Here is a 20645-nt window from a genome sequence, read left to right as displayed (position 1 = left end):
CACCTCGACCCGCGGCGCGTCCGCCAGCGCACCGGTGAGCGCCGGTGCCGGCGCACCGCACCGCACGAGTACGTAGGACTCCGGTTTCCCGCCCGGGTACGGCTGGTTGACCGTCAGGATCTCGTAACTTCCGTGGTAGGTGATCGTCACGTTTCTGGCGTGGGTGAACGTGGACTTGACCGGGAAGTAGTCGACGTCCGGGCTGAACCGGCTGATGCAGCCCCGGTCGTCGGCTGCCACGCTCCCTGCCGAGCGGGCGCCGTCGCCGCATCCGGCCAGGAAAGCGACCAGGGCCGCGATGCCGAGCAGCACGGCCGGCTGCCACCGGCGATCCGGCTGTCGCTGGCGATCAGGCTGCCACCGGCGATGTCGGCGCCGCGCCCGCGGTCCGCCGGGAATGCTGGCGGCACAGCTTCTGGCGGTACTACAGATTCTGACAGTACGCATGACGGCACGTGCGGGCACCACGTACACCGACCGCCTCTCCAGCACCTCGTGGAATGGGTCTTTCCGGTGCCGTGGCCGGTCTCCTGGCTGACGGGTCCGCGCCTTCGGCCGGCCTTCCCAGGCATGTGACGCCCAGTGACCTCCGCTGCGCCGCGGACAGGGCCGAAGACTTCCCGATCACAGTGGCGAGGGCCGCGCCGGTACTCCACCGGCTTCCCGAACGCCACGGCCGGATCAGGCTACCCATCCAGAGCAAACACCTGCAAGAATTGACATCTGAGCAGATGACCAGCCATTGAACGGATGACCAGCCAGGTGGCAGGTCAGGTGGCAGGGCCGCGCGGGGCGAGGCGTGGGTGGCGGCCGTCGATGGGAGTATGAGATCCATGCACCGCATCGCGCCGGGCCGGTCGGCCAAGGTGATCGACGGCGACCGGGCCTGCGATGCCGCGGGCGCGGTGGCGGACCGGGCCCGCATCCAGCACTGGGCGGCACGGTTCGCGATCCTCGCGGACCCGGGACGCCTCGCGATCCTGCTCGCGGTCCGTCACGCCGGCCCGATCTCCGTCTCCGACCTGGCGGCCGGAGTGGGCATGAACGACACAGCGGTCTCGCAGGCGTTACGTATTCTCCGCTACCACGCCGTCGTCTCCCCGCACCGGGACGGACGTGTCATCCGCTACACCCTCAGTGACAGCAGCATTGTCGATCTGCTGGACGGCGTCCATCCCGCCCCCGCTCTCGCGCACAACGGCATCGCGCACCCGGACGGCTTCGACGAGGAAGCGCATCCGTCGGCGCCGGTGCCCCCGACGGGCTGAGCGCCTGCCTCTCGGGGTGACAGGCCCGTCGCGATCAGGGCTGCGAAAGCTCCTGATGCGTTTGCCCGCGGACTGATCGCCAGGGCCCGGTCCGCCGGATGCGGAGACCCTGCCAGCAGCCCGGCCACCGCCGGCCAGACGACACCGAGCATGTCGGCCAGCGGGACCGAGGCCAGCAGCGCGGCGTTCGCGAGATCGCAGCCGACCATCAGCCGCCGGCGGTCGACCCGGTCGGCGAGGGCGCCGGCGACCAGCCCGAACAGCAGGTAGGGCAGTGCCTCCACGGCGGTGAGCGCCGCCGTCCACGCCGCGGATCCGCTGGTCTGGAAGACGAGTATCGGCAGCAGGACGGCCGGCACCGCGCTGCCGGACAGCGACACCGTGCGCGCGCACCAGAACCGCACGAAGGCCGCGTCGCGGTACAGCGACGCGGCCTGACGGTGGTGCGTTTTTCGCGGCCCTGGCCGCCTCGTCAGCCCCCAGGTTGCGCGGCCTCATCGGTACCGGTGGCGGCAGGCGCCCGGCGGTACCGATGAGGCGGCCCGTGCGGTGGCCCGCGGCCCGGGACGCTGCCGGCCGGCAGCGGTGGTCACCAGCCGGCCGNCCAGCCGGCCGGCCACGGCCGGGTCAGCCCTGGCGGGACTGCCGGGCCGCGGTGTAGCGGGCCGCGACGTCGGCCCAGTTGACGATGTTCCACAGGGCGGTGACGTAGTCGGCCTTGACGTTCTTGTACTGGAGGTAGAAGGCGTGCTCCCAGGCGTCGAAGACCAGCAGCGGGGTGCTGCCGATGCCGACGTTGCCCTGGTGGTCGTAGACCTGCTCGATCAGGAGCCGGTCGGCGACGGGCTCGTAGGACAGCACACCCCAGCCGGAGCCCTGGATCGTGCTGGTGGCGGCGGTGAGCTGGGCCTTGAACGCGTCGAACGAGCCGAAGTCGTTGGCGACGGCGTCGGCGAGGGCGCCGTCGGGCTTGTCGCCGCCGTCGGGGGAGAGGTTCTGCCAGTAGAGCGAGTGCAGGACGTGACCGGAGACGTTGAACGCGAGCGTCTTCTCCAGGCCGACGATGGCGGCGAAGTCGCCCTTGTCACGGGCTTCGGCGAGCTTGTCGAGGGTGGTGTTGGCGCCGGCGACGTAGGCGGCGTGGTGCTTGTCGTGGTGCAGTTCCAGGATCTCGCCGCTGATCGACGGCTCGAGAGCGGCGTAGTCGTAGGGCAGGTCGGGCAGTGCGTAGGTCGCCACGGGTGTGGAGTCCTCTCATCACGGTGAGATATGGGATATGTGCGGGACAGAACGCTGTGGATCCGCTCCTGGTCCTTGGGGCCTGACGCTACGCGGTACCCGGCGCTCCACGGGCGCCTGGCTGGCCGGGATGCGTGCGCAGGGCCGTTGACCGGGTGACCGGGTGGCCGGTCAGGGCGGCGGCTCGGCGACGTAGGCCCGCTGGATCGCGGCGAGCACGTCGCGGGGCCCGCTGTCCGGACCGGCGCGCTCGGCCAGGTGGTCGAGGGTGATGCCGCACAGCGTGGACAGGCCGAGGACGAGTTCGGCCACGGCCGCCGCGGGGTCCGCGCGGTCGGCGCCGTCGGCCATGACCCGTTGGACACTGGTCCAGAAGAAGCCGGGGTCGTCGGCCGAGTCGGTGTAGGCGGTCATGACCTCGATTGCCACCGGCAGGCATCCTCCGGGGCCGCTCCCGATGTCACGCATCGCTACTCCTTGTCGTCAGCGCTGTCTACAACGATGCCTGTCGCGGCGTCCACGGGCGCTGTTACGAACGTCATCGTGAAGTACTTGCAATGAACCTGTAACCGTGGCTGTCCCCGGCGGGAGGACAATCGTCGCATGTTTCCCATTTGTAACTATAGGTAATAATTTGCTATATGCACCGATCGGAGCCGGCCTCGTCGCCGGGTGTGCCGCCTCCTCGTGACCGTGCTGAGGCTCCCGTGACGGCCTCCGCTACGTTCCGCCGCGCTCCGTTGCGTCCCACGCGTCACGTCGATGACGAACGACCGGACGATGGCGGCACCATGCAATCTATTATCTCCTGCAAATCTCTTGCAGGAGGCGGTGGGGATGGTTAACGTCCGCAGGCGCATCCACCCCCGTCGGCGCTGCCGGGGCCCTCCGCCAGGAAGGATTCCGCCATGGCCGCCCAGGTCGACACCTCGCCCACGGCACGGTTCACCCGCATCCGCCGGGCGCTCGGCCCACGGGAGTGGGCGAGCGTGGCCGGCATGGCCGGCGTCATCATCGGGCTGCATGTGATCGGCTGGTTCGCTCTGATCGCGATCGTCGCCCCGCGGCACTACCACTTCGGCGCCGACGGCCAGGTGTTCGGCATCGGCCTCGGGGTCACCGCCTACACCCTGGGGCTGCGCCACGCCTTCGACGCCGACCACATCGCCGCGATCGACAACACCACCCGCAAGCTGATGACCGACGGCCAGCGGCCGCTGTCGGTCGGGTTCTTCTTCTCCCTCGGCCACTCCACGATCGTCTTCGCGCTGGCGTTCCTGTTCGGCATCGGGATACGTTCGCTGGCCGGGCAGGTCGAGGACGACGGCTCCACCCTGCACGCCGTCACCGGCTGGATCGGCACCACCGTCTCCGGTGGCTTCCTCTACCTCATCGCCGCGATCAACTTCGGCGTCCTGCTCGGGATCCTGAGGGTGTTCCGGGAGATGCGGCGCGGGCGGTACGACGAGGCCGCCCTCGAGGAGCAGCTGAACTCCCGCGGCCTGATGAACCGGCTGCTCGGCCGCGTCACCAGGGCGATCACCAGGCCGTGGCAGATGTACCCGCTGGGCGTCCTGTTCGGTCTCGGCTTCGACACCGCCACCGAGGTCGCGCTGCTGTTCCTGGCCGCCGGGGCCGCCGGGGCCGGGCTGCCCTGGTACGCCATCCTCGTGCTGCCGATCCTGTTCGCCGCGGGCATGAGCCTGCTGGACACGATCGACGGGTCGTTCATGAACTTCGCCTACGGCTGGGCGTTCTCCAGGCCCGTCCGCAAGGTCTACTACAACATTATGATCACCGGGCTGTCGGTCGCGGTCGCCTTCCTCATCGGCACCGTGGAACTGCTCGGCATCCTCGCCGAGAAGGCGAGCCTCACCGGCGGTTTCTGGGACTGGGTCAGCGGCCTGGACCTCAACCTGCTCGGCTACTTCGTCGTCGCCCTGTTCGTCCTCACCTGGGCGGTTGCGCTGCTGGTGTGGAAGTACGGGCGCATCGAGGAGAAGTGGTCCGCCGACGGCGGTGAGCACGCCCGACAGGCCGAGCCCGCGGGCTGACCTTGGCCGGCCGCGCGCCCGGCACGCCCGCCGTCCCGGCAACGGCTGAGCCTGCCCGCATCCGCGCACGCGCCCGCCGGCCGGGCGGGCTCGACGAGTGGCTCGGCGGGCAGGTTCGGCAGCTGGGCGCGGCAGCTGGGCGCGGCGGGCAGGTCATCCCGCAGCCGGACGGACTTCATCCCAGAGGGTGATGCGGGCCACGCTCTCCCGGAATATCGTCTTCGGCTGTGTAAAGAATGATTTCGGCGGACGAGGATCTGTTCCGTGCAGGGCGAACGTGCGGGGTACCGCGGGCGGACGACGTGGAGGACCGGGTGGTCAGGGCGTTTGTGGTCGTCGGTGTGACGCGACGGGTCCAGTCGGCGGAGGCCTGTTCGTCCGGGCGGCCGGCCGGCTCGTGTCGACCCCGGCCGGAACGCGTCGGCCGGGTCCTGCCGGCTGCTGTGGCGGGCTGTTGTTATCTGTTCCCCCGGGTGGGCTGACATTTCCCGGGAAGGCTGGTGCTTCCCGGGAAGGTTGATATTTCGGAGTCCTGAAGTTTTGTTCCGGCTTTGCGAAGGCTCGTGCAAGGACAAGGAGAAATCGTGGCGCACTACAATTTCGGGATCAAGTGGCTGAAGGCGTTCCGGGAGAGCGCTGAGGCAGTCTCCAAGCTCTACGCCGACGACGGTTTCATCTTCGAAGACGTGATGCTTGACCAGTACAACATCAACAACAAGCCGGACCTGCACCGCGTTTTCGGCCCGTACGCGAACAAGGACCCGGAGAACGGCATCGGCATCCACAACTTCCGGATTCGTTCCTACATCGGCGACGAGCGGGTGGGTCTGCTCCGCTGGGAGTGGAGCCCCGAGCACGCCGCGGTCTTCCTCGGCCTGGACGTCGCGGGCAAGCCGTTCGGTACCCAGGGCCACACCTTCCACATCTACAACGAGCAGGGCCTGATCACCCGCGAGTCCTCCTGGTGGGACGCGTCCGCGGTGCTGCGTGCGGTCGGGCCCGTCAGCCCCACCAAGAGCCTGACCGGCACCAAGCCCGCCGTGGTGAAGACCTCCGGCGGCGCCCCCTTCACCCGGGCGGCCAGTGGCCTGGAGCACGCCCAGCGGTGGGCCGCCGCCCTCGGCAGCGACACGGCCGCCCTGGCCGACCTGTACGCCGACTACTTCACCGTCGAGTGGACCAAGGTCGACGACCACCTCGACGACACGGTCACCGACCGCGAGACCCTCGTGGAGCGGCTGGGCGGGATCGCCAGCGGGGAGAACGGCACCTACACCTTCACCCCCACCGCGTGGTTCGGCGGGGCCAACGACAGCTACGGCCTCATCCACTGGAACGTCCGGATCGAGGGGGCCACGACCTACCGCGGCCTGCCCACCAGCGGCAAGACGCTGGAGACCGTCGGCTCGACGTTCCACCAGTTCGACTCCGAGGGAAAGATCATCCTTGAGTCGACCTACTGGGAGGACAACACCGTCTTCGAGGCGCTCGGTGTGCCGGTCGTCCGGCCGCACTACTGGGACGAGAACTTCGATCCGGCCAGCCTGCTGCCCGGATAGCACGGGGTCCGAACACACACCCGGTCGCTGATCGCGACGGGATGCGAGCGGGACCTGCGGCGGCGGTGCCAAGCGGGGATTCGAGATCCGGTGACAGAGCCGGTCCGGATACCAGCGCAGCCCGCCGCCTGTTCGCGTGCGCGCACAGTTCGCGGGCCGCGGCCCCGGACGTCCCCGTCCAGGGCGTGTCCGACGGATGGTGGTCGACAGCCGATGTGGACGCCGCCCGCGCGGTCGAACATCCGCCAGGCACATCCTGACGCCCTGCTCACGCCTGAAAGCCCTATTTGTACGTCGGGTGCGTCGGCTGCTCGGTCCAGATGGTCTTGCCCAGGCGGCTGTAGCGGCTGCCCCACCGTCGGGTCATCTGGGCCACCAGGAACAGGCCACGGCCGCCCTCGTCGGTGCTGCGGGCATAGCACAGCCGCGGCTGGGTGAAGCTGGCGTCCGAGACCTCGCAGACGAGCAGGTCGTCGCGGATCAGCCGGACCCTGATCGGGCCCTGCGCGTACCGGATGGCGTTGGTGATCAGCTCGCTGACGACCAGTTCCGTGCTGAAGGACAGGGTGTCCAGGCCCCAGGCGGCCAGCTGCCGGGTCGTGAGGTTGCGGACCTCGGCGACCACGGACGCGTCGGCGGGAAACTCCCACTCGACGACGGCCTCGGGCACCACGGTACGGGTACGGGCGAGCAGCATGACGATGTCGTCCGCGGGCGGGGCCGAGGAGACGTCGCCGAGGAGCTCCCGGCCGATGTCGTCCAGAGACCGTTCGATTTCGTAGAGTGATTCCAGACGCTCGTGGAGCCAGTCCATTCCCTGGGTGACGTCGCGGTCGTGCCGGTTGAGCAGGCCGTCGGTGTACAGGGCGAGAACGCTGCCGGGCGCCAGCGCGATCTCGGTGACCTCGAAGGGCATCCCGCCCACGCCGAGCGGCGGCCCGGGGGTGACGTCGACGAAGTCGACCTTGCCCTCCGGCGTCACCACGGCCGGCGGCGGGTGCCCGGCGCTGGCGATCGCGCAGCGGCCGGCGACCGGGTCGTACACCGCGTAGACGCAGGTCGCGCCCACCGTGTCCCGCCGGGCCGGGTCGGCCTCACTGGCGAGACGCTGCACGAGGTCGTCGAGGTGGGCGAGCAGCTCGCCGGGCTCGAGGTCGAGATCGGCCAGGGTCTGCACGGCGGTGCGCAGCCGTCCCATGGTGGCGCTGGCGGGCAGGCCGTGCCCGATGACGTCACCGACGACGAAGGCCACCCGCAGTGAGGACAGCGGGATGACGTCGTACCAGTCGCCGCCCACCTGGCGGCCGCGGTCGGCCGGGACGTACCTGCCGGCGGTCTCGGCCGCGGTGGTGTCGGTCCTCGCCTGGGGCAGCAGGGCCCGCTGCAGCGCGATGGCCGCGCGGCGCTCGCGGGTGTACCGGCGGGCGTTGTCGATGCTCAGCTCGGCACGGGAGGCGATCTCCCGCAGCAGCTTGCGGTCGTCCCGGTCGAAGACCGGGGTCGAACCGGTCCGCCACACGCTGACGATCCCGAACAGCAGGCCGCGGACGTACAGGGGTGCGCTCATCCCCGAATGTGCGTCCAGCGGGATCATCGCGTCCGTGAAATCGCCCGCGTAGGGAACGACCTCCGCCCGGTTGGTGGCCATCAGAACCTTGCCGCGCTGCAGGCTGCGGATTTCAAACCCGTCCGGGAACGGTGGGACCGGCATGCCCGTCCGGATGAATCCGGGATGCCAGGAACCATGGTGACGGACCGCGGCGACACGCCGCAGGCGCAGCTGCCCACCGCCGAATGTTTTCGGCGGCTCGTCGCCGGCCCGCACGGCGTCACTGAGATCGACCGTGGCCACATCGCCGAGGGCGGGGACGAGGACCTCGGCCAGGTCCTGGGCCGTGTGGTCGACGTCCAGTGAGCGGCCGATGCGTTTGGCAGCCGCATAGAGCAGATACAGATCGTGCGGGTTCTGCTGCTGTCCGGTCATTATCAGATCCATGGCACATTCCAGCTACGTCGCATGAAACACGATCCCGATGCCAGGCCTCCGTATCGTGGTGAAGGAGCACACGCCCGGCTCATGGGGCGACGCCGCAGAATACCATCCGATATGGTTTCCCGGCCGATTCACCGGCGGCTCCCACCGGGATATTCCCAGCTGTCCGAACCGAGCGGTCACGCGGCCGGAGGCGCAGCGCGCAACGCGGCCGGGGGCGTGTCCTGCGTGTACGTCCGGTACGCACGGGGGCTCCTTCGGATCGGTCGACCGGGACCGGGGTCGGTGCTTGGTCGGCGGTGCCGCCCGTTCGGCCCGCTCGGTGGCCAGAAGAGCGGGTAACCGCCCATCGGGATCCTTCCCGGGCCTGCTGGAGCGGGGCGCTGGAGCGGGCGGAAGCGGGTGGAAAACAGAGGTTCGTCGACGGGTCGGGGTCGGACTGCCGTAATCCTAGCGATGTATGGTTTTTGTCGTCTGCGGGCGGCTGTGCTCCTCCTGCTCGCTGTCCGCCCCCGGTCAGCCCGGGTAGCGGTCAGGTCTGACTGTCAAACGGCCGGTGGGCGGTAGTGTCCGGTACATGCCCCCATCCCGGCCCACTTCCCGGGCAGCCGCCGCCGACGGCGCCGAACCCACGCGGCAGAGCGCGGGCCCGGGCGCTGGTGCCACGGCGGCACCGGGCCCGGCGGCCCGCGGCGGCCAGCGCACCCACCGGGAGCGCACCCTGGACAGCCGCCAGCGCATCCTCGACGCGACGGTCGACTGCCTGGTGCGGTACGGGTACGCCGGCACCACCACCCTGGTGATCCAGGCGGAGGCCGGGGTGTCCCGGGGTCGGCTGCTGCACCACTTCCCGTCCCGGGAGGTGCTGCTGGTCGCGGCCACCCAGCACCTCGTGACGACCCGGCTGACCACCACCTGGGAGCACTTCGGCAAGCTGCTGGACGAACTGCCCGACGGCGCCGCCCGCCTCGACCGGGCCGTGGAGATGATGTGGTTCACCTTCCACCAGCCGTACTTCTGGGCGGCGATGGAACTGTGGACGGCGGCCCGCACCAACGAGGCCCTGCGGGAGGCGCTGGCCCCCGCCGAGCGCCGGCTGGGGGCGGCGATCCGCACCGCCGCCGAGGGAGCGTTCGGCCCGGCGCTGGCGTCCCGGGAGACCTTCCCGCAGGTGCGGGAGCTGCTGATGACGAGCATGCGCGGGGCCGCGATGACCTACGGGTTCGATCCGCGCACGGCGGCGAGCGACCCGCATCTGCCCCAGTGGAAGCAGATGGCTCGCCAACTGCTCGGCCTGTGAGGCCTCCGGCGACCTGCCCGGTCGGGTACCAGGACCCGGTTGGCCGGGTCACGGCTGCGGCGGTCCGGCCGGACGGCTGGCCCGTGCGAAAGGGGAGGGCGGGCTCCTTTCCGGATCGGCCGTCTTTTCCGTCCTTTCCCTTTCCGGCTTTTCCAGCGGCCGGCGGCGGACGGCGAGTGTGTCCGGCGCGCTGTCAGCGGGGGTGAGCCGGGCCACCGCCTCGGTGAGCTCCTGGCAGACCCGCACGATCCGCTGATGCGTCCGGTTCCGTTCGGTGACCAGCGCCGACAGGGACAGCGCGATCAACGCGGTGGTCCCGTTGAAGGCCTGCAGGGTAAGCATCCGGGTGGACAGCTCGTGGCCGCGGAACGGGCCGGCGTCGTCCGCCGCCGCGGAAATCGTGATTACGGAGACGAGCAGCGCGCACGGCGCGGCGCCGGCCAGCTGGAAACGGAACGCCGCCCAGATCAGGACCGGGGAGACGATGAAGAGCAGGCTGACGGTGCCTCTCGTCGCCACCAGCGTGACCACGGCCGTGACCGTCAGCATCGCCCCGGCCTCAAACCATCGGAGCCATCGGTGCGGGCCCGCGCCCCGCGGGCACCGGATCCGGCGCAGGACGAGCAGGAAGGGCACGACGACGAGGACGCCCATGGCATCGCCGGTCCACCACACCGACCACGTCGACCAGAACGCGTCCGTCGGTACGGCACCGGCGAGCGTGAGAACTCCGGTGCCCCCGGTGGCGCTGACCAGCATTCCGGCCAGGGCGCCGAGGAACACCAGCGCCAGGGCGTCGCGCAGCCGGTCCAGCTCCGGCCGGAAACCGCTACGGCGAAGAAGCAGACAGGCTGTGACGGGGGCCAGCGTGTTTCCCACGGAGATACCAAGGGCCACCAGCACGGACGAGCCGAGCGACAGGTTGACGAGGAAGGCCCCCAACGCCACCCCCGGCCACATGCGCAGGCCCAGCAGCAGCAGACAGACCACGGCGATACCGGTCGGCGGCCACAGCGGCGTGACCTGTCTGTGCGCCAGCTCCAGCAGCAGCCCCGCCCTGGCGGCGGCGTAGTAGGACGCCGTGATCGCACAGGTGCGCAGGGTGAAGGCAACGCACAGGGCGATAACACGTTGGGCGGAGACACAGTGAGTGATGACGCGTCGCGGGACGATGCGCCCGGAGACGGTGCGTTGCCGAAGGCGCCGGTGAAGACCCTGACGGAGCCACTGCCGGAGTCGTTCGTCGACCGCCATGGTTGTTACGACGCTACCCGGTGCTTTGTGTGAACGAGATCACATGGGTGTGAGCGAGGTCACATCGTCACCCGCGGCCGGCACGGTGCCAGGGCCGCCTGCCGCGGGCCGCGGGCCTGCTCGTCGTGGCGCAGGACGAGCACCGCGGCGTCGTCGCAGTGGCCGGTCAGGTCCGCGACGTCGATCACTTTGGTGGCCAGGACGTCCGGGTCGGCCTCGCAGCCGCCGCGGACGACGTGCACCACCCGCTCCAGCCCCCGCTCGAGCGGGAAGGCCGGCCCCTCCACGACCCCGTCGGTCAGCAGGACGAAGGCTCCTGTCCCGGTCAGCAGGCGGCGGGTCACCGGATACCGCTGGGCGGGGAACATCCCCAGCGGCAGACCACCGTCGTCCAGCACCGTCTCGCACCTGCCGTCGGCGGTGGCCCAGACCGCCGGGACATGGCCGGCGCGCGCATCCGCCAGCTCGCCGGACGCCGGGTCGAAGCGCAGGAAGGTGCACGTCACGAACAGGCCGGAGCCCAGCGACACCAACAGGTCGTTGATCCGGGCGAGGACCTCTCCCGGATCGGTGGTGACACCAGTGACGGCGCGCAGCCCGATGCGAACCTGACCCACGAAGGCGGCGGCCTCCACGTCATGGCCCTGCACGTCACCGATGACGATGCCGACCGTCCCACCCGGCATCATGAAGGCGTCGTACCAGTCGCCGCCGACGTCCAGCCCGGGACGGGCCGGGACGTAGCACGCCGCGGTCCGCAGCCCCGGCACCACCGGCAGCTCGACCGGCAGGATGTGGCGCTGGAGCGCCATGGCCAGCTCCACCCGGACCTGCTGGAGTTTGATCCGCTCGAGCACCTCGCCGGCGAGCTGCACCAGGGTCTGCGACAGCTCGTCGTCCCCTGGTTCAGGGCTGAAGTGACGCCGAGGTGCCATACCCGCTCCGGGAAGTCGGTTCGACCGTAGGTCATGGTAACCGTCCCACAACATGTCGGCCTTTTCGGAGCATGCCTTCTTCGGCACAGGCCTGCCCGGTACGCCCTCCCGTGGCAGCCCGATGGCAGCCGCTGGCAGGGCGGGGGGCGCCTCCCGCTCCCGGTGCGCTGCCGGATTCTCCGGGCCGCCCGTTCCCCGGGCCGCGTGCTCGTCCCCGGCCCGCGGGTCAGCCGGCCGCGGTGACGGCCGCCTCGACGATCGTGAAGACCGCGTCCGGGTGCAGTGAGCTGCGGGAGCCATCGGGACGCCTGGGCGCCCCGCCGATCGAGCTGCCCCCGCCCCAGCCAGGCTCCCGCGCGGCGAGCGCGCCAAGGATCGTCCCCGGCGCCTCGGCCGGCCCGACCGGGAAGCCGTCCACCAGGTCGCTGCGCCGTCCCACGGTGTACGCGGTCGAGCCGTCGGGCAACGGCCGCCACATCACCGCCCGGGCATGCCCCGCCTCGTACACCCGGTCGAAGGCGTCGGTGTCGCTGGTCGCCATCACCCATCCCGTCCCGACATGGGTGATCCGGAACGACGCCGCCGGCCGCCGCCGGCCGGCCGGATCATCCGCATCGGCCTGGCCACCCGCCCGGACCGGATCACTCGTGTCGGCCGGATCGCCCAGGCCGGTGTGATCGCCCGGTTCGGTGCCGGCGAGACCGCGGGTCAGCTCGGCGATCGCCGCCACGCAGCGGCCGAGGTCGGCGGCCATCCGCGCGGCGTTGCCCCTGCCGGCGTCGGCTCGGGAGGGCAGGGGCACCCGGGCGGCGAACGCGGCGAGCAGGCCCGGTTCGGCCACCGGGTAGGCGGGGCCGTGCGCGTCCCGCCCGGCGACCGCCTCGACCAGCCGCCGCACCGGCCCNCCAGCCGCCGCACCGGCCCGCGCACTGGCGAGGCCGCCGCCAGCCAGCCCGGGTGGGCCAGCAGCGCCACGGCCAGCGCGGTGTCCGCGTCGAGATCGTTGACATAGGCGGTGTAACGCCGGGGCTCCAGCCCGAGCAGCAGCGCGTCGGCGACCTGTCGGCAGGTCGCCGTGGTCACCAGCCGGATGCAGGCGCCGTGGTGGTCGAAACTCAGCCGGCGGGCGCTCAGGTCGAGAGCCGGGCCCTGCACGACCCCGTCCAGCGCGATGCTGTACGGCGGCAGCTCGCGCAGGTCGACGGTACGGCCGGGGACGACGACCACTGACAGGTCACCGATGAGCACCCGCTGCTCACCATCCCCCATCACATCCCCTATCACAGCACCCATCGTGATGCCCACTGCCGCACCCGGCACGGCGCCCGTCGTCGCCGTGCCGTCCCGGTGGCCCGTGTCATCCGTGCCGCTGCTCATGCCCCGCTCCCTGGCCGCCGGCGCGGCCCGCGCCATCCGCCCGGCCGCTTCCCCATCCCCGGATCCTGACGGACCACGGTGCTGGCGGTGGCCCGGACGGCCGGCCGCACCCGGGAGGCCGCGCGCCTGGGAGAGGTTCGGAAAACAACGGCTGGGAGACAGCAACCTGGGAGACAACAACATGGATATGACGGTTGGGAGACGACGGCCGGCCGGGTGACGACGGCCGGGCGGCCGAAACCTTCCGCGCCGTCCTCTGTTGACCTGAAGTGCGGTTGAAGTTGCAGGCTGCTGTCATGCCTTTCCCGACATGCCCCGCGGCGGCGTCGGAGGCGCTCGCCGTGCCGACCGGCGGCCNCGACCGGCGGCCCGCCATGGCGTGATCGCCCGCCGGCGCGCGGCGTCCGCGTCCGCCCACCGCGACAGCCGGGAGAACAGGTGCGGCATCGCACAGGCGAACGGAACGGAACAGGAGGGACGCTGGCATGACCGTACAGCTCAACCACACCATCGTGGCGGCGCACGACAGGAGTGCGTCGGCCGCCTTCCTCGCCGACATCCTCGGGCTGGCGGCCCCAGTCCCGTTCGGGCACTTCCTCGTGGTCACGGCCGACAACGGCGTGAGCCTCGACTTCGCCGAGACGAAGGGCGCGGTCACCCCGCAGCACTACGCCTTCCTCATCGGTGAGACGGAGTTCGACGAGATCTTCGGGCGGATCCGCGAGCGCGGCATCCGCTACTGGGCCGACCCGGGCCGCAGCCGGCCGGGAGAGATCAACCACGGCAGCGGTGGGCGCGGGGTCTACTTCCAGGATCCGGACGGCCACCTGCTGGAGATCCTCACCCGTCCCTACGGCAGCGCGACCTGACGGCCCGGCCGCGCCAGCGGCAGGCGGAGAACGGGCGGAGCGGCTGGCCGGCCGCCGACTGCCGACCGCCGTGGAAGTTCTGTCTCGGGCCGGTCCCCAGCGGTATCGTCCGGTCAGTCGTGACTGTTATTGCGGACCGGACTGGGGAGAGCAATGCGGATCGGCATGACGCTGAGTTACAGCAGTGGTTTCACGGAGGCCGTCGCCGAGCTCGAGGATTTCGAGAAGGCCGGGCTCGACATCGTCTCGGTCGCCGAGGCGTACACCTTTGACGCGGTCAGCCAGCTCGGCTTCATCGCGGCGCGGACCAGCCGGCTGGAGATCGCCTCCGCCATCCTGCAGCTCTACACCCGTACCCCGACGCTGACCGCGATGACCGCCGCGGGCCTGGACTTCGTCTCCGGGGGGCGGTTCTGGCTCGGGCTCGGCGCGTCCGGGCCACAGGTGATCGAGGGCTTCCACGGTGTCCTCTACGACGCGCCGCTGGGCCGCACCCGCGAGGTGATAGACATCTGCCGCCAGGTATGGCGGCGGGAACCCGTGGTGTACAAGGGCAGGTACTACCAGGTCCCGCTGCCAGAAGGCCAGGGCAGCGGACTCGGCAAGCCGTTGAAGATCATAAATCGTCCGCTCCGACCCCGGATCCCGATCGTTCTGGCCGCGATCGGCCCGCGTAACGTGGCGCTGGCCGCCGAGATCGCGGAGGGATGGCTGCCGGTGTTCTTCCATCCGGACAGGGCCGACAACGCGTGGGGGAGCGCCCTGCGGGAGGGCTATGCCAGGCGCGACCCCGAGCTCGGCCCGCTGGACATCACCGCCAGCGTGTTCCTCGCCATCGGCGAGGGCTACCAGGACGATCCGCGGCTGCTGCAGCCATACCGCGCCCAGCTGGCCCTCTACATCGGCGGCATGGGCGCGAAGGGCCGGAACTTCTACAACGACCTGGCCCGCCGGTACGGGTACGAGCAGGCCGCCGACGTCATCCAGGAGCTCTACCTTGCCGGGCGCAAGGACGAGGCGGCGGCCGCCATCCCGGACGACCTGGTCCGGGACACCTCGCTGGTGGGCCCGCCCGGGTACGTCAGGGAGCGGGTTGCCGCCTTTGCCGAAGCCGGCGTCACAACCCTGCACGTGACGCCGCTGGCGACCGCGCACGCCGAGCGTGTGCAGGCCGTCGAACAGCTACGCGCGATCATCGACTGATCGTCGACCAGGACGGACCGGGCGGCGGGCGGGGCCGCGGGAGGCGTGACACGCCGGTGGGCGTGAGCTCCGGGAGGAGCCCACGCCCACCTCGCCCGCGGGGCTGGTCGGCCTCGCGTTCTCGCGTTGTGCCGGCGCCGGGGGGTCAGCCTCGGAGCAGGTGGCGGGCTATGACTATGCGCAGGATCTGGTTGGTGCCCTCGTAGATCTGAGTGATCTTGGCGTCGCGCAGCATCCGTTCCACCGGGAAGTCCCGGGTGTACCCGGCACCACCGAACAGCTGCACGACGTCGACGGTCACCGACATCGCCACGTCCGAGGCGAACGTCTTGGCCGCCGCGGAGCGGAAGCCCGCCTCCGGCCCACCGCGCTCGCTGGTCGCCGCCGAGGCGTACACCAGATGCCGCGCGGCCTCAATCTTCAGCGCCAGCTCGGCCAGGATGAACTGGATGCCCTGGAAGTCCCCGATGCGCTGCCCGAACTGCCGGCGTTCGCGCACGTAGTCCACGGCCGCGTCCAGCGCGCCCTGCGCGATCCCCAGCGCCTGCGCCGCGATCGTCGGACGGGTGTGGTCCAGGGTGGCCAGCGCCGTCTTCAGGCCGGTTCCCGGCTCGCCGATGATCCGGTTCGCCGGGATCGTGCAGTTCTCGAAATGGATCTCCCGGGTCGGCGACCCCTTGATCCCCAGCTTCCGCTCCTTGTGGCCCACCGAGAAGCCCGGGTCGTCCCGGTGCACCACGAACGCCGAGATACCCCGCGAGGGCTTGTCCGCGTTCGGGTTGCTCACCGCCATCACCGTGTACCAGGTCGACTCCCCGGCGTTGGTGATCCAGGCCTTCGTGCCGTTGAGCACCCAGTGGTCCCCGTCCAGCTGGGCGCGGGTGCGCATCGACGCGGTGTCCGAGCCCGCCTCCCGTTCGGAGAGGGCGTACGAGATCCCGGCGCCGGCCGCGATCTCGCTCAGCACCGTCCGCTTGAGCTCCTCGTCGGCGGACAGGATGATCGGCTGCGAGCCCAGCTTGTTCACCGCCGGGATCAGCGACGAGGACGCGCACACCCGCGCGACCTCCTCGATCACGATGCACGCCGACACCGCGTCCGCGCCCTGGCCGCCGTAGGACTCCGGGATGTGCACCGCGTGGAAATCCGCCTTCACCAGGGCGTCGCGGGCCTCCGCTGGAAACCGTTCGGCTTCGTCCACCTCCGCCGCGTACGGTGCGATCTCCTTCTCCGCCAGTGCGCGTACGGCCGCGCGCAGCGCGTCGTGTTCCTCACCGAGCTGGTAAAGCCCGAAGCCCTGGCTCATCCCCGACTCCTTTCCAGAAGATCAACTTTGATAGTCGTAGAAGCCACGGTTGGACTTCTTGCCCAGCAGCCCCGCGTCGACCATCCGTAGCAGTAGGGGCGGGGCGGTGTAAAGAGGCTCCTTGAACTCCTCGTACATCGACTCCGCCACCGCCTTCACGGTGTCCAGGCCGATCAGATCCGCCAGCCGCAGCGGACCCATCGGATGGGAGCACCCGTGCACCATGCCGTTGTCGATGTCCTCCACCGACGCGAAGCCCGACTCCATCATCCGGATCGCCGACAGCAGGTACGGGATCAACAGTGCGTTGACCACGAAGCCCGCCCTGTCCTGCGAACGAATCACCGTTTTGCCCAGCGTCCCGGTGGCGAAGTCCGTCGCGGCCGCCAGGGTCTCCTCGGAGGTCAGCAGCGACGGGATCAGCTCCACCAGCTTCAGCACCGGTACCGGGTTGAAGAAGTGCAGGCCCACTACGTACGCGGGCCGGGTCGTGGCCATACCCAGCTTCATGATCGGAATTGACGAGGTGTTCGACGCCAGAATCGCGTCGGGCGCGGCCACCACCTTGTCCAGCGCCGTGAACACCTCCAGCTTGGCCTGCTCGTTCTCCGCGATGGCCTCGACCACCAGGTCCCGGTCGGCGAACTCGTCCAGGTTGGTGGTGTAGCGCAGCCGGCTCAGCGCAGCGTCACGCTCCTGCTCGCTCAGCTTCTGGCCCCGGACCGCGCGCTCGAACGACTTCTCGATCCGCCGCGCTCCCGTCTCAAGCGCGAGCTGGTTCACCTCGGTCACCACAACGTCCAGTCCTGCCCGGGCGCTGACCTCGGCGATGCCGGACCCCATCAGCCCGGCACCCACAATCCCCACCCGCTGGATCCCACTCATGTCCAGTTCTCCTCGTCCTGGCCCGGTGGGCCGTCACTGCTCGTATCGGTCCATGGGCGCTGATCCCACACCGGCTCGCTATCTTTCCGGATTTTGTCGGCGGATGAGAGCTTCAGCGTCGCGTGCGAGAGATATTTTGACATCCGTCTATCGGATGTACAAGCTTCCTGCCGTCGATACGGTACCCATCACCACCCATCACTCTGGGTCGGGTGGTCGGCTCCGGCCAGAGGCATCCGGTGATCTTTACAGGTAATCCCGGAGGCGGACGGTGAGCCGCGGAGACATCCGGACAGTACTGTCCGTTACGCCGCTTCGTGGGCAGGCTCCGCCGGCCGCTGATGCCGAGGGCGGACGGGGGCGGTCGGCCGTGCCGTCTCCTGGCCGGCTCCGGCGGTGGGCGTCCGCGTCCAGCGGAATTCGGTGGAATCCTGCCGTATTCAGATTTATGCGACACGACATGGCGGAATCCGGTGATATCCGGCGGGATTTCGTGTGATCGGTATGAATTTCCGTGGCGTGTGTACGTCAAGTTTTCGAGCACTTGCTGTAGTGGTTATGTTACGGACGGTTCGACGAGTGGGCGGGGCAGAGGCGGCAGGCGGGGCATCCGGCAGGCGGGATCCGCGGTGGTCCGTCCGGGGCAGCCGGCCGCGGGCAGGGCCGGTCGGCGGCAGAGAGCGGCGGCGCGCAAGCGGCTGCCGCGCCGCGCCCGGGAACCGCCGGAAAGCGCCCGGGAGGCCTACCGGAACGGGCGGGCCGGAACGGGCGGGGGAGCAGTGGTGAGGGGACAGCGGTGAAGCGGAACAGCATGGCCATACGGACGGTGACGGCCGCCGCCGCTGGGGTGCTCGCGGTGGCGCTGTCCGCCGGCGCGTGCGGGGGAGGGCTCTCCGGCGGCCGGCGCGCCCAGTACGCCATTGGCTTCCAGGGGCCGCTGTCCGGCGCCGACCAGCAGTTCGGCCTCGACGCGGCCAACGGCGCCCGGACAGCGGTCGAACAGGCCAACAGAAGCGGGCGGCTCCCGTTCACCCTCCGCCTGGTGACGGCCGACGACTCCGGCAGCGCCCGGCAGGCGCCCAGCGCCGCCCAGACGCTCATCGACAATCCGGACGTCATCGCCGTGGTCGGGCCGCTGTCCTCGGACGCCGTCAGGGCGAGCGAAGCGCTCTACAGCCAGGCCGGTCTGCTGTCGGTGAGCCCGGCGGCGACGGATCCGCGGCTGACCGGGCTCGGCTTCGTCAGCTTCTACCGCATGGCCGCCTCCGACACCGTCCAGGGCACCGCCACCGCCGATTACGTCGCGAAGGCGCTCAAATCCCGGAAGGTGTTCTCCCTGGACGACGGGAGCGCATACGGCACGGCACTGTCCGGCGCGTTCGAGAAGGAGTTGCGGACCCAGGGGGTGGCCGTCACGCACGATACCGTCGGGCCCACCAGGGACTACACTGTCGAGGCTGCGAAAATAATATCCGGGAATCCGGACACGGTGTTCTACGCCGGTTATCACCAGGAATTCGCGCCGCTGACCGGGGCGCTGCGCGCCGGAGGGTTCAGCGGAGCCGTCATGAGTGGCGACGGGGCGACCGGCGACCGGTTCGTCACCGAGGCGGGTGCGGCGAGCGCCGAGGGCGCCTACCTGATCGGCCCGTGCGGCGACCCCGTCGGCGACNCCCCGTCGGCGACCCGCGGGCCGCCGGCTTCGTCGCGGACTACGAGCGGGTCACCGGCGGCGTGAAACCGGGCACCTGCTCCGGGGAGGCGTACGACGCGACGAGCGCGGTCGTCGAGGCGCTGCGCGCGCTCGGGCCGGAGGCCGGCCGGGATGCGGTGACGCAGACGTTCGCCTCGGTCGACATCCAGGGCGTCACCAGGCGGGTCGCCTTCGCTCCGAACGGTGACATCGCCGACACCGTCGTGTACGTCTACCAGGTCCGCAGCGGCCGGCGGAACCTGCTCGGAACCACCGCGGCGCTGATCGGGCCCTGAGCCGAAGGTGCTGATCGGCCCCGAGCCGGCGGCGCTGGTCGAACTCCGGGCCGGACGGGTCACGTGCCCCGGCCGTCTGCCGGCGCGAAGGCCGCCGGGCCGCCCGCCGCGCCGGGCCACCCACCGCCGGGCGGCCGGACCGGCGCGGCCCCGCGGGATGGCCGTCGGCAGCGGACGGGGCGTGGGGAAGCGGACATCCGCACAACCGTGACCGCCGGCACCGCATGCCTGGCAGGTGCCACCGCCCCGCCGCGCCGACTATTCGAATCCGCAGGGTGCCGGTTGGCGGACAGCCAGCGAACAGTTATAAGCGGCAGATGAATGAGTGAAACCCGGGACGGCCTTTGGCGCCGTCCGCACCTTCCCCGTGTGCGGACGTTATCTACTCGTCCATCCCGGGTCCCACTGCCAGTGGACGCTAGGACCCAACCGCCGTCGGCGTCAATTCGCCAGGCGGAGCGCCCCCGCCTGTTGTTTGTGCACTGTGTTTTCCCGCGCTGATCAGCGGTTCTGTGGCGTTGTGGTGGTGTCTCGTTCCCGTCCGCCGGCCGGCGCGCAGCCCACCGCCGGGCCTTCCTGTCGCTCTTGTGTCACGTGGCGGCCGACACACGCGCCTGGGCACCGTCTCCGGCTCCGCTGTCTCCGGTGCCACTGTCTTCGGCGTTACTGCCTTCGGCGTTACTGTCTCCGGCCGCTGTCACCGTTGCCGGTCGATGCCGGGACGCTGCCACCGGCCGGTATCCGGTCGCGCAGCATGCAGGTCAGGCGGGACGTGCACACCAGGCGCCCGGAGTCATCGGTGATCCGGATGTCGAAGGTGGCCAGCGCCCGGCTGGCATGTGCCCGGGTCGCGACGCCGGTGACCGTCCCGGACGACGCCGCCCGGTGATGGGTGGCGTTGATCTCGATACCGACCGCCGCCCTGGTGGGACCGGCGTTCAGCATGGCGCCGATCGACCCGATCGTCTCGGCCAGCACCACCGAGGCGCCGCCGTGCAGCAGCCCGTACGGCTGTCGGTTGCCCGCCACGGGCATGGTCGCGACCACGCGCTCGGCGCTCGCCTCGACGATCGTGAGGCCCATGCGCTCGGCGAGCTCACCGCGCCGGGCATTGACCGCCTCCAGCACGGCCACCCGGTCGGAAGGGTCGGCGACGATGACGTGGTCATCGGCGCTGCCGTCGGCCGGACCGTGGCGGGTGGAGTCAGCGGAGCCGCGGTCGGGAGCCGTCACCGTGTGTGATAAGGCCGACGGGCCCGGCGCGATCCCTGATGGCGGGGCGCTCCGTGAAGTCTGCGAATCTGTCATATCAAAAACCTACATATCTCAACACCCACATACCGGCATACCGCGGGGCCGGCCGGCGGGCCGGCGAACCGTGACGGCGGCGCACCGGGCGCCGTGCCGCGGCGGG

General features: G+C 70.6%; 17 protein-coding genes, 1 pseudogene and 1 riboswitch. Of the genes and pseudogenes, 8 read left to right on the top strand and 10 right to left on the bottom strand.

Annotated elements, in window-relative coordinates; all coding sequences use genetic code 11:
* Positions 1–503 precede the first annotated feature (503 nt).
* Positions 504–690: riboswitch (cobalamin riboswitch) on the bottom strand.
* Positions 691–833: 143 nt separating this feature from the next.
* Entirely contained in the window at positions 834–1268 is a 435-nt protein-coding gene (locus tag FrCorBMG51_RS21345) for an ArsR/SmtB family transcription factor (protein ID WP_047224799.1), read from the top strand.
* Positions 1269–1471: 203 nt separating this feature from the next.
* Here FrCorBMG51_RS21345 and FrCorBMG51_RS31965 read toward each other — a convergent pair.
* The 3 genes and pseudogenes from FrCorBMG51_RS31965 to FrCorBMG51_RS21335 form a co-directional block, all read right to left on the bottom strand.
* Positions 1472–1648 (bottom strand): annotated as a pseudogene (locus FrCorBMG51_RS31965) (MFS transporter); the annotation flags it as partial.
* 247 nt (positions 1649–1895) lie between these two features.
* The gene (locus tag FrCorBMG51_RS21340; protein ID WP_013873466.1) at positions 1896–2507 is read right to left on the bottom strand and encodes a superoxide dismutase; all 612 of its coding nucleotides are present in this window, start codon (positions 2505–2507) and stop codon (positions 1896–1898) included.
* Between the two features lie 171 nt (positions 2508–2678).
* Positions 2679–2975: a hypothetical protein gene (locus FrCorBMG51_RS21335; RefSeq protein ID WP_013873467.1), complete on the bottom strand. Its 297-nt coding sequence runs from the start codon at positions 2973–2975 to the stop codon at positions 2679–2681.
* A gap of 440 nt (positions 2976–3415) precedes the next feature.
* Between FrCorBMG51_RS21335 and nicT the strand changes: the two genes are divergently transcribed.
* Positions 3416–4561: a Nickel transporter NicT gene (nicT, locus tag FrCorBMG51_RS21330; RefSeq protein ID WP_086055606.1), complete on the top strand. Its 1146-nt coding sequence runs from the start codon at positions 3416–3418 to the stop codon at positions 4559–4561.
* Positions 4562–5145: 584 nt separating this feature from the next.
* Positions 5146–6120 (top strand): nuclear transport factor 2 family protein, encoded by a 975-nt coding sequence (locus FrCorBMG51_RS21325; protein WP_047224798.1) that lies wholly within the window; start codon positions 5146–5148, stop codon positions 6118–6120.
* Between the two features lie 283 nt (positions 6121–6403).
* On the opposite strand, the gene FrCorBMG51_RS21320 is transcribed toward FrCorBMG51_RS21325, so the two are convergent.
* Positions 6404–8104 (bottom strand): ATP-binding SpoIIE family protein phosphatase, encoded by a 1701-nt coding sequence (locus FrCorBMG51_RS21320; RefSeq protein ID WP_157180612.1) that lies wholly within the window; start codon positions 8102–8104, stop codon positions 6404–6406.
* A gap of 586 nt (positions 8105–8690) precedes the next feature.
* Here FrCorBMG51_RS21320 and FrCorBMG51_RS21315 point away from each other — a divergent pair.
* Positions 8691–9413, top strand: a complete 723-nt coding sequence (locus tag FrCorBMG51_RS21315) for a TetR/AcrR family transcriptional regulator (RefSeq protein WP_083731120.1) — start codon at positions 8691–8693, stop codon at positions 9411–9413.
* Positions 9414–9461: 48 nt separating this feature from the next.
* On the opposite strand, the gene FrCorBMG51_RS21310 is transcribed toward FrCorBMG51_RS21315, so the two are convergent.
* The 3 genes from FrCorBMG51_RS21310 to FrCorBMG51_RS21300 form a co-directional block, all read right to left on the bottom strand.
* Positions 9462–10667, bottom strand: coding sequence for an MASE1 domain-containing protein (locus FrCorBMG51_RS21310; protein ID WP_052914915.1), 1206 nt, complete (start codon positions 10665–10667; stop codon positions 9462–9464).
* 59 nt (positions 10668–10726) lie between these two features.
* On the bottom strand, positions 10727–11602 hold the full coding sequence (locus FrCorBMG51_RS21305; protein ID WP_047224797.1) for a PP2C family protein-serine/threonine phosphatase: 876 nt from the start codon (positions 11600–11602) through the stop codon (positions 10727–10729).
* A gap of 226 nt (positions 11603–11828) precedes the next feature.
* Positions 11829–12500 (bottom strand): hypothetical protein, encoded by a 672-nt coding sequence (locus FrCorBMG51_RS21300; protein ID WP_157180611.1) that lies wholly within the window; start codon positions 12498–12500, stop codon positions 11829–11831.
* A gap of 964 nt (positions 12501–13464) precedes the next feature.
* On the opposite strand from FrCorBMG51_RS21300, the gene FrCorBMG51_RS21290 reads away from it, so the two are divergent.
* A complete protein-coding gene (locus FrCorBMG51_RS21290; protein WP_013873475.1) occupies positions 13465–13848 on the top strand; it encodes a VOC family protein in 384 nt (127 codons plus the stop codon).
* Between the two features lie 153 nt (positions 13849–14001).
* Entirely contained in the window at positions 14002–15051 is a 1050-nt protein-coding gene (locus FrCorBMG51_RS21285) for an LLM class F420-dependent oxidoreductase (protein WP_047224794.1), read from the top strand.
* A 145-nt stretch (positions 15052–15196) separates the two neighbouring features.
* On the opposite strand, the gene FrCorBMG51_RS21280 is transcribed toward FrCorBMG51_RS21285, so the two are convergent.
* Complete coding sequence (locus FrCorBMG51_RS21280; RefSeq protein WP_047224793.1) at positions 15197–16357, bottom strand: acyl-CoA dehydrogenase family protein; 1161 nt, start codon at positions 16355–16357, stop codon at positions 15197–15199.
* A 21-nt stretch (positions 16358–16378) separates the two neighbouring features.
* Complete coding sequence (locus tag FrCorBMG51_RS21275) at positions 16379–17242, bottom strand: 3-hydroxybutyryl-CoA dehydrogenase (RefSeq protein WP_047224792.1); 864 nt, start codon at positions 17240–17242, stop codon at positions 16379–16381.
* An 811-nt stretch (positions 17243–18053) separates the two neighbouring features.
* Between FrCorBMG51_RS21275 and FrCorBMG51_RS21270 the strand changes: the two genes are divergently transcribed.
* Together FrCorBMG51_RS21270 and FrCorBMG51_RS32725 are read left to right on the top strand one after the other, a co-directional pair.
* Positions 18054–18980, top strand: a complete 927-nt coding sequence (locus FrCorBMG51_RS21270; protein ID WP_476742226.1) for a branched-chain amino acid ABC transporter substrate-binding protein — start codon at positions 18054–18056, stop codon at positions 18978–18980.
* A complete protein-coding gene (locus FrCorBMG51_RS32725) occupies positions 18977–19231 on the top strand; it encodes a hypothetical protein (RefSeq protein ID WP_268760589.1) in 255 nt (84 codons plus the stop codon). Before FrCorBMG51_RS21270 ends, FrCorBMG51_RS32725 begins: the two co-directional genes overlap by 4 nt.
* Before the next feature lie 678 nt (positions 19232–19909).
* On the opposite strand, the gene FrCorBMG51_RS21265 is transcribed toward FrCorBMG51_RS32725, so the two are convergent.
* A complete protein-coding gene (locus FrCorBMG51_RS21265) occupies positions 19910–20464 on the bottom strand; it encodes a PaaI family thioesterase (protein ID WP_371390707.1) in 555 nt (184 codons plus the stop codon).
* Positions 20465–20645: the final 181 nt, after the last annotated feature.

The organism is Protofrankia coriariae (genome assembly GCF_001017755.1).
In the GTDB taxonomy this organism is placed as follows: Bacteria; Actinomycetota; Actinomycetes; order Frankiales; family Frankiaceae; genus Protofrankia; species Protofrankia coriariae.
Note: the sequence above shows the minus strand (reverse complement) of the source record. Positions and strands in the feature narration are given on the sequence as shown.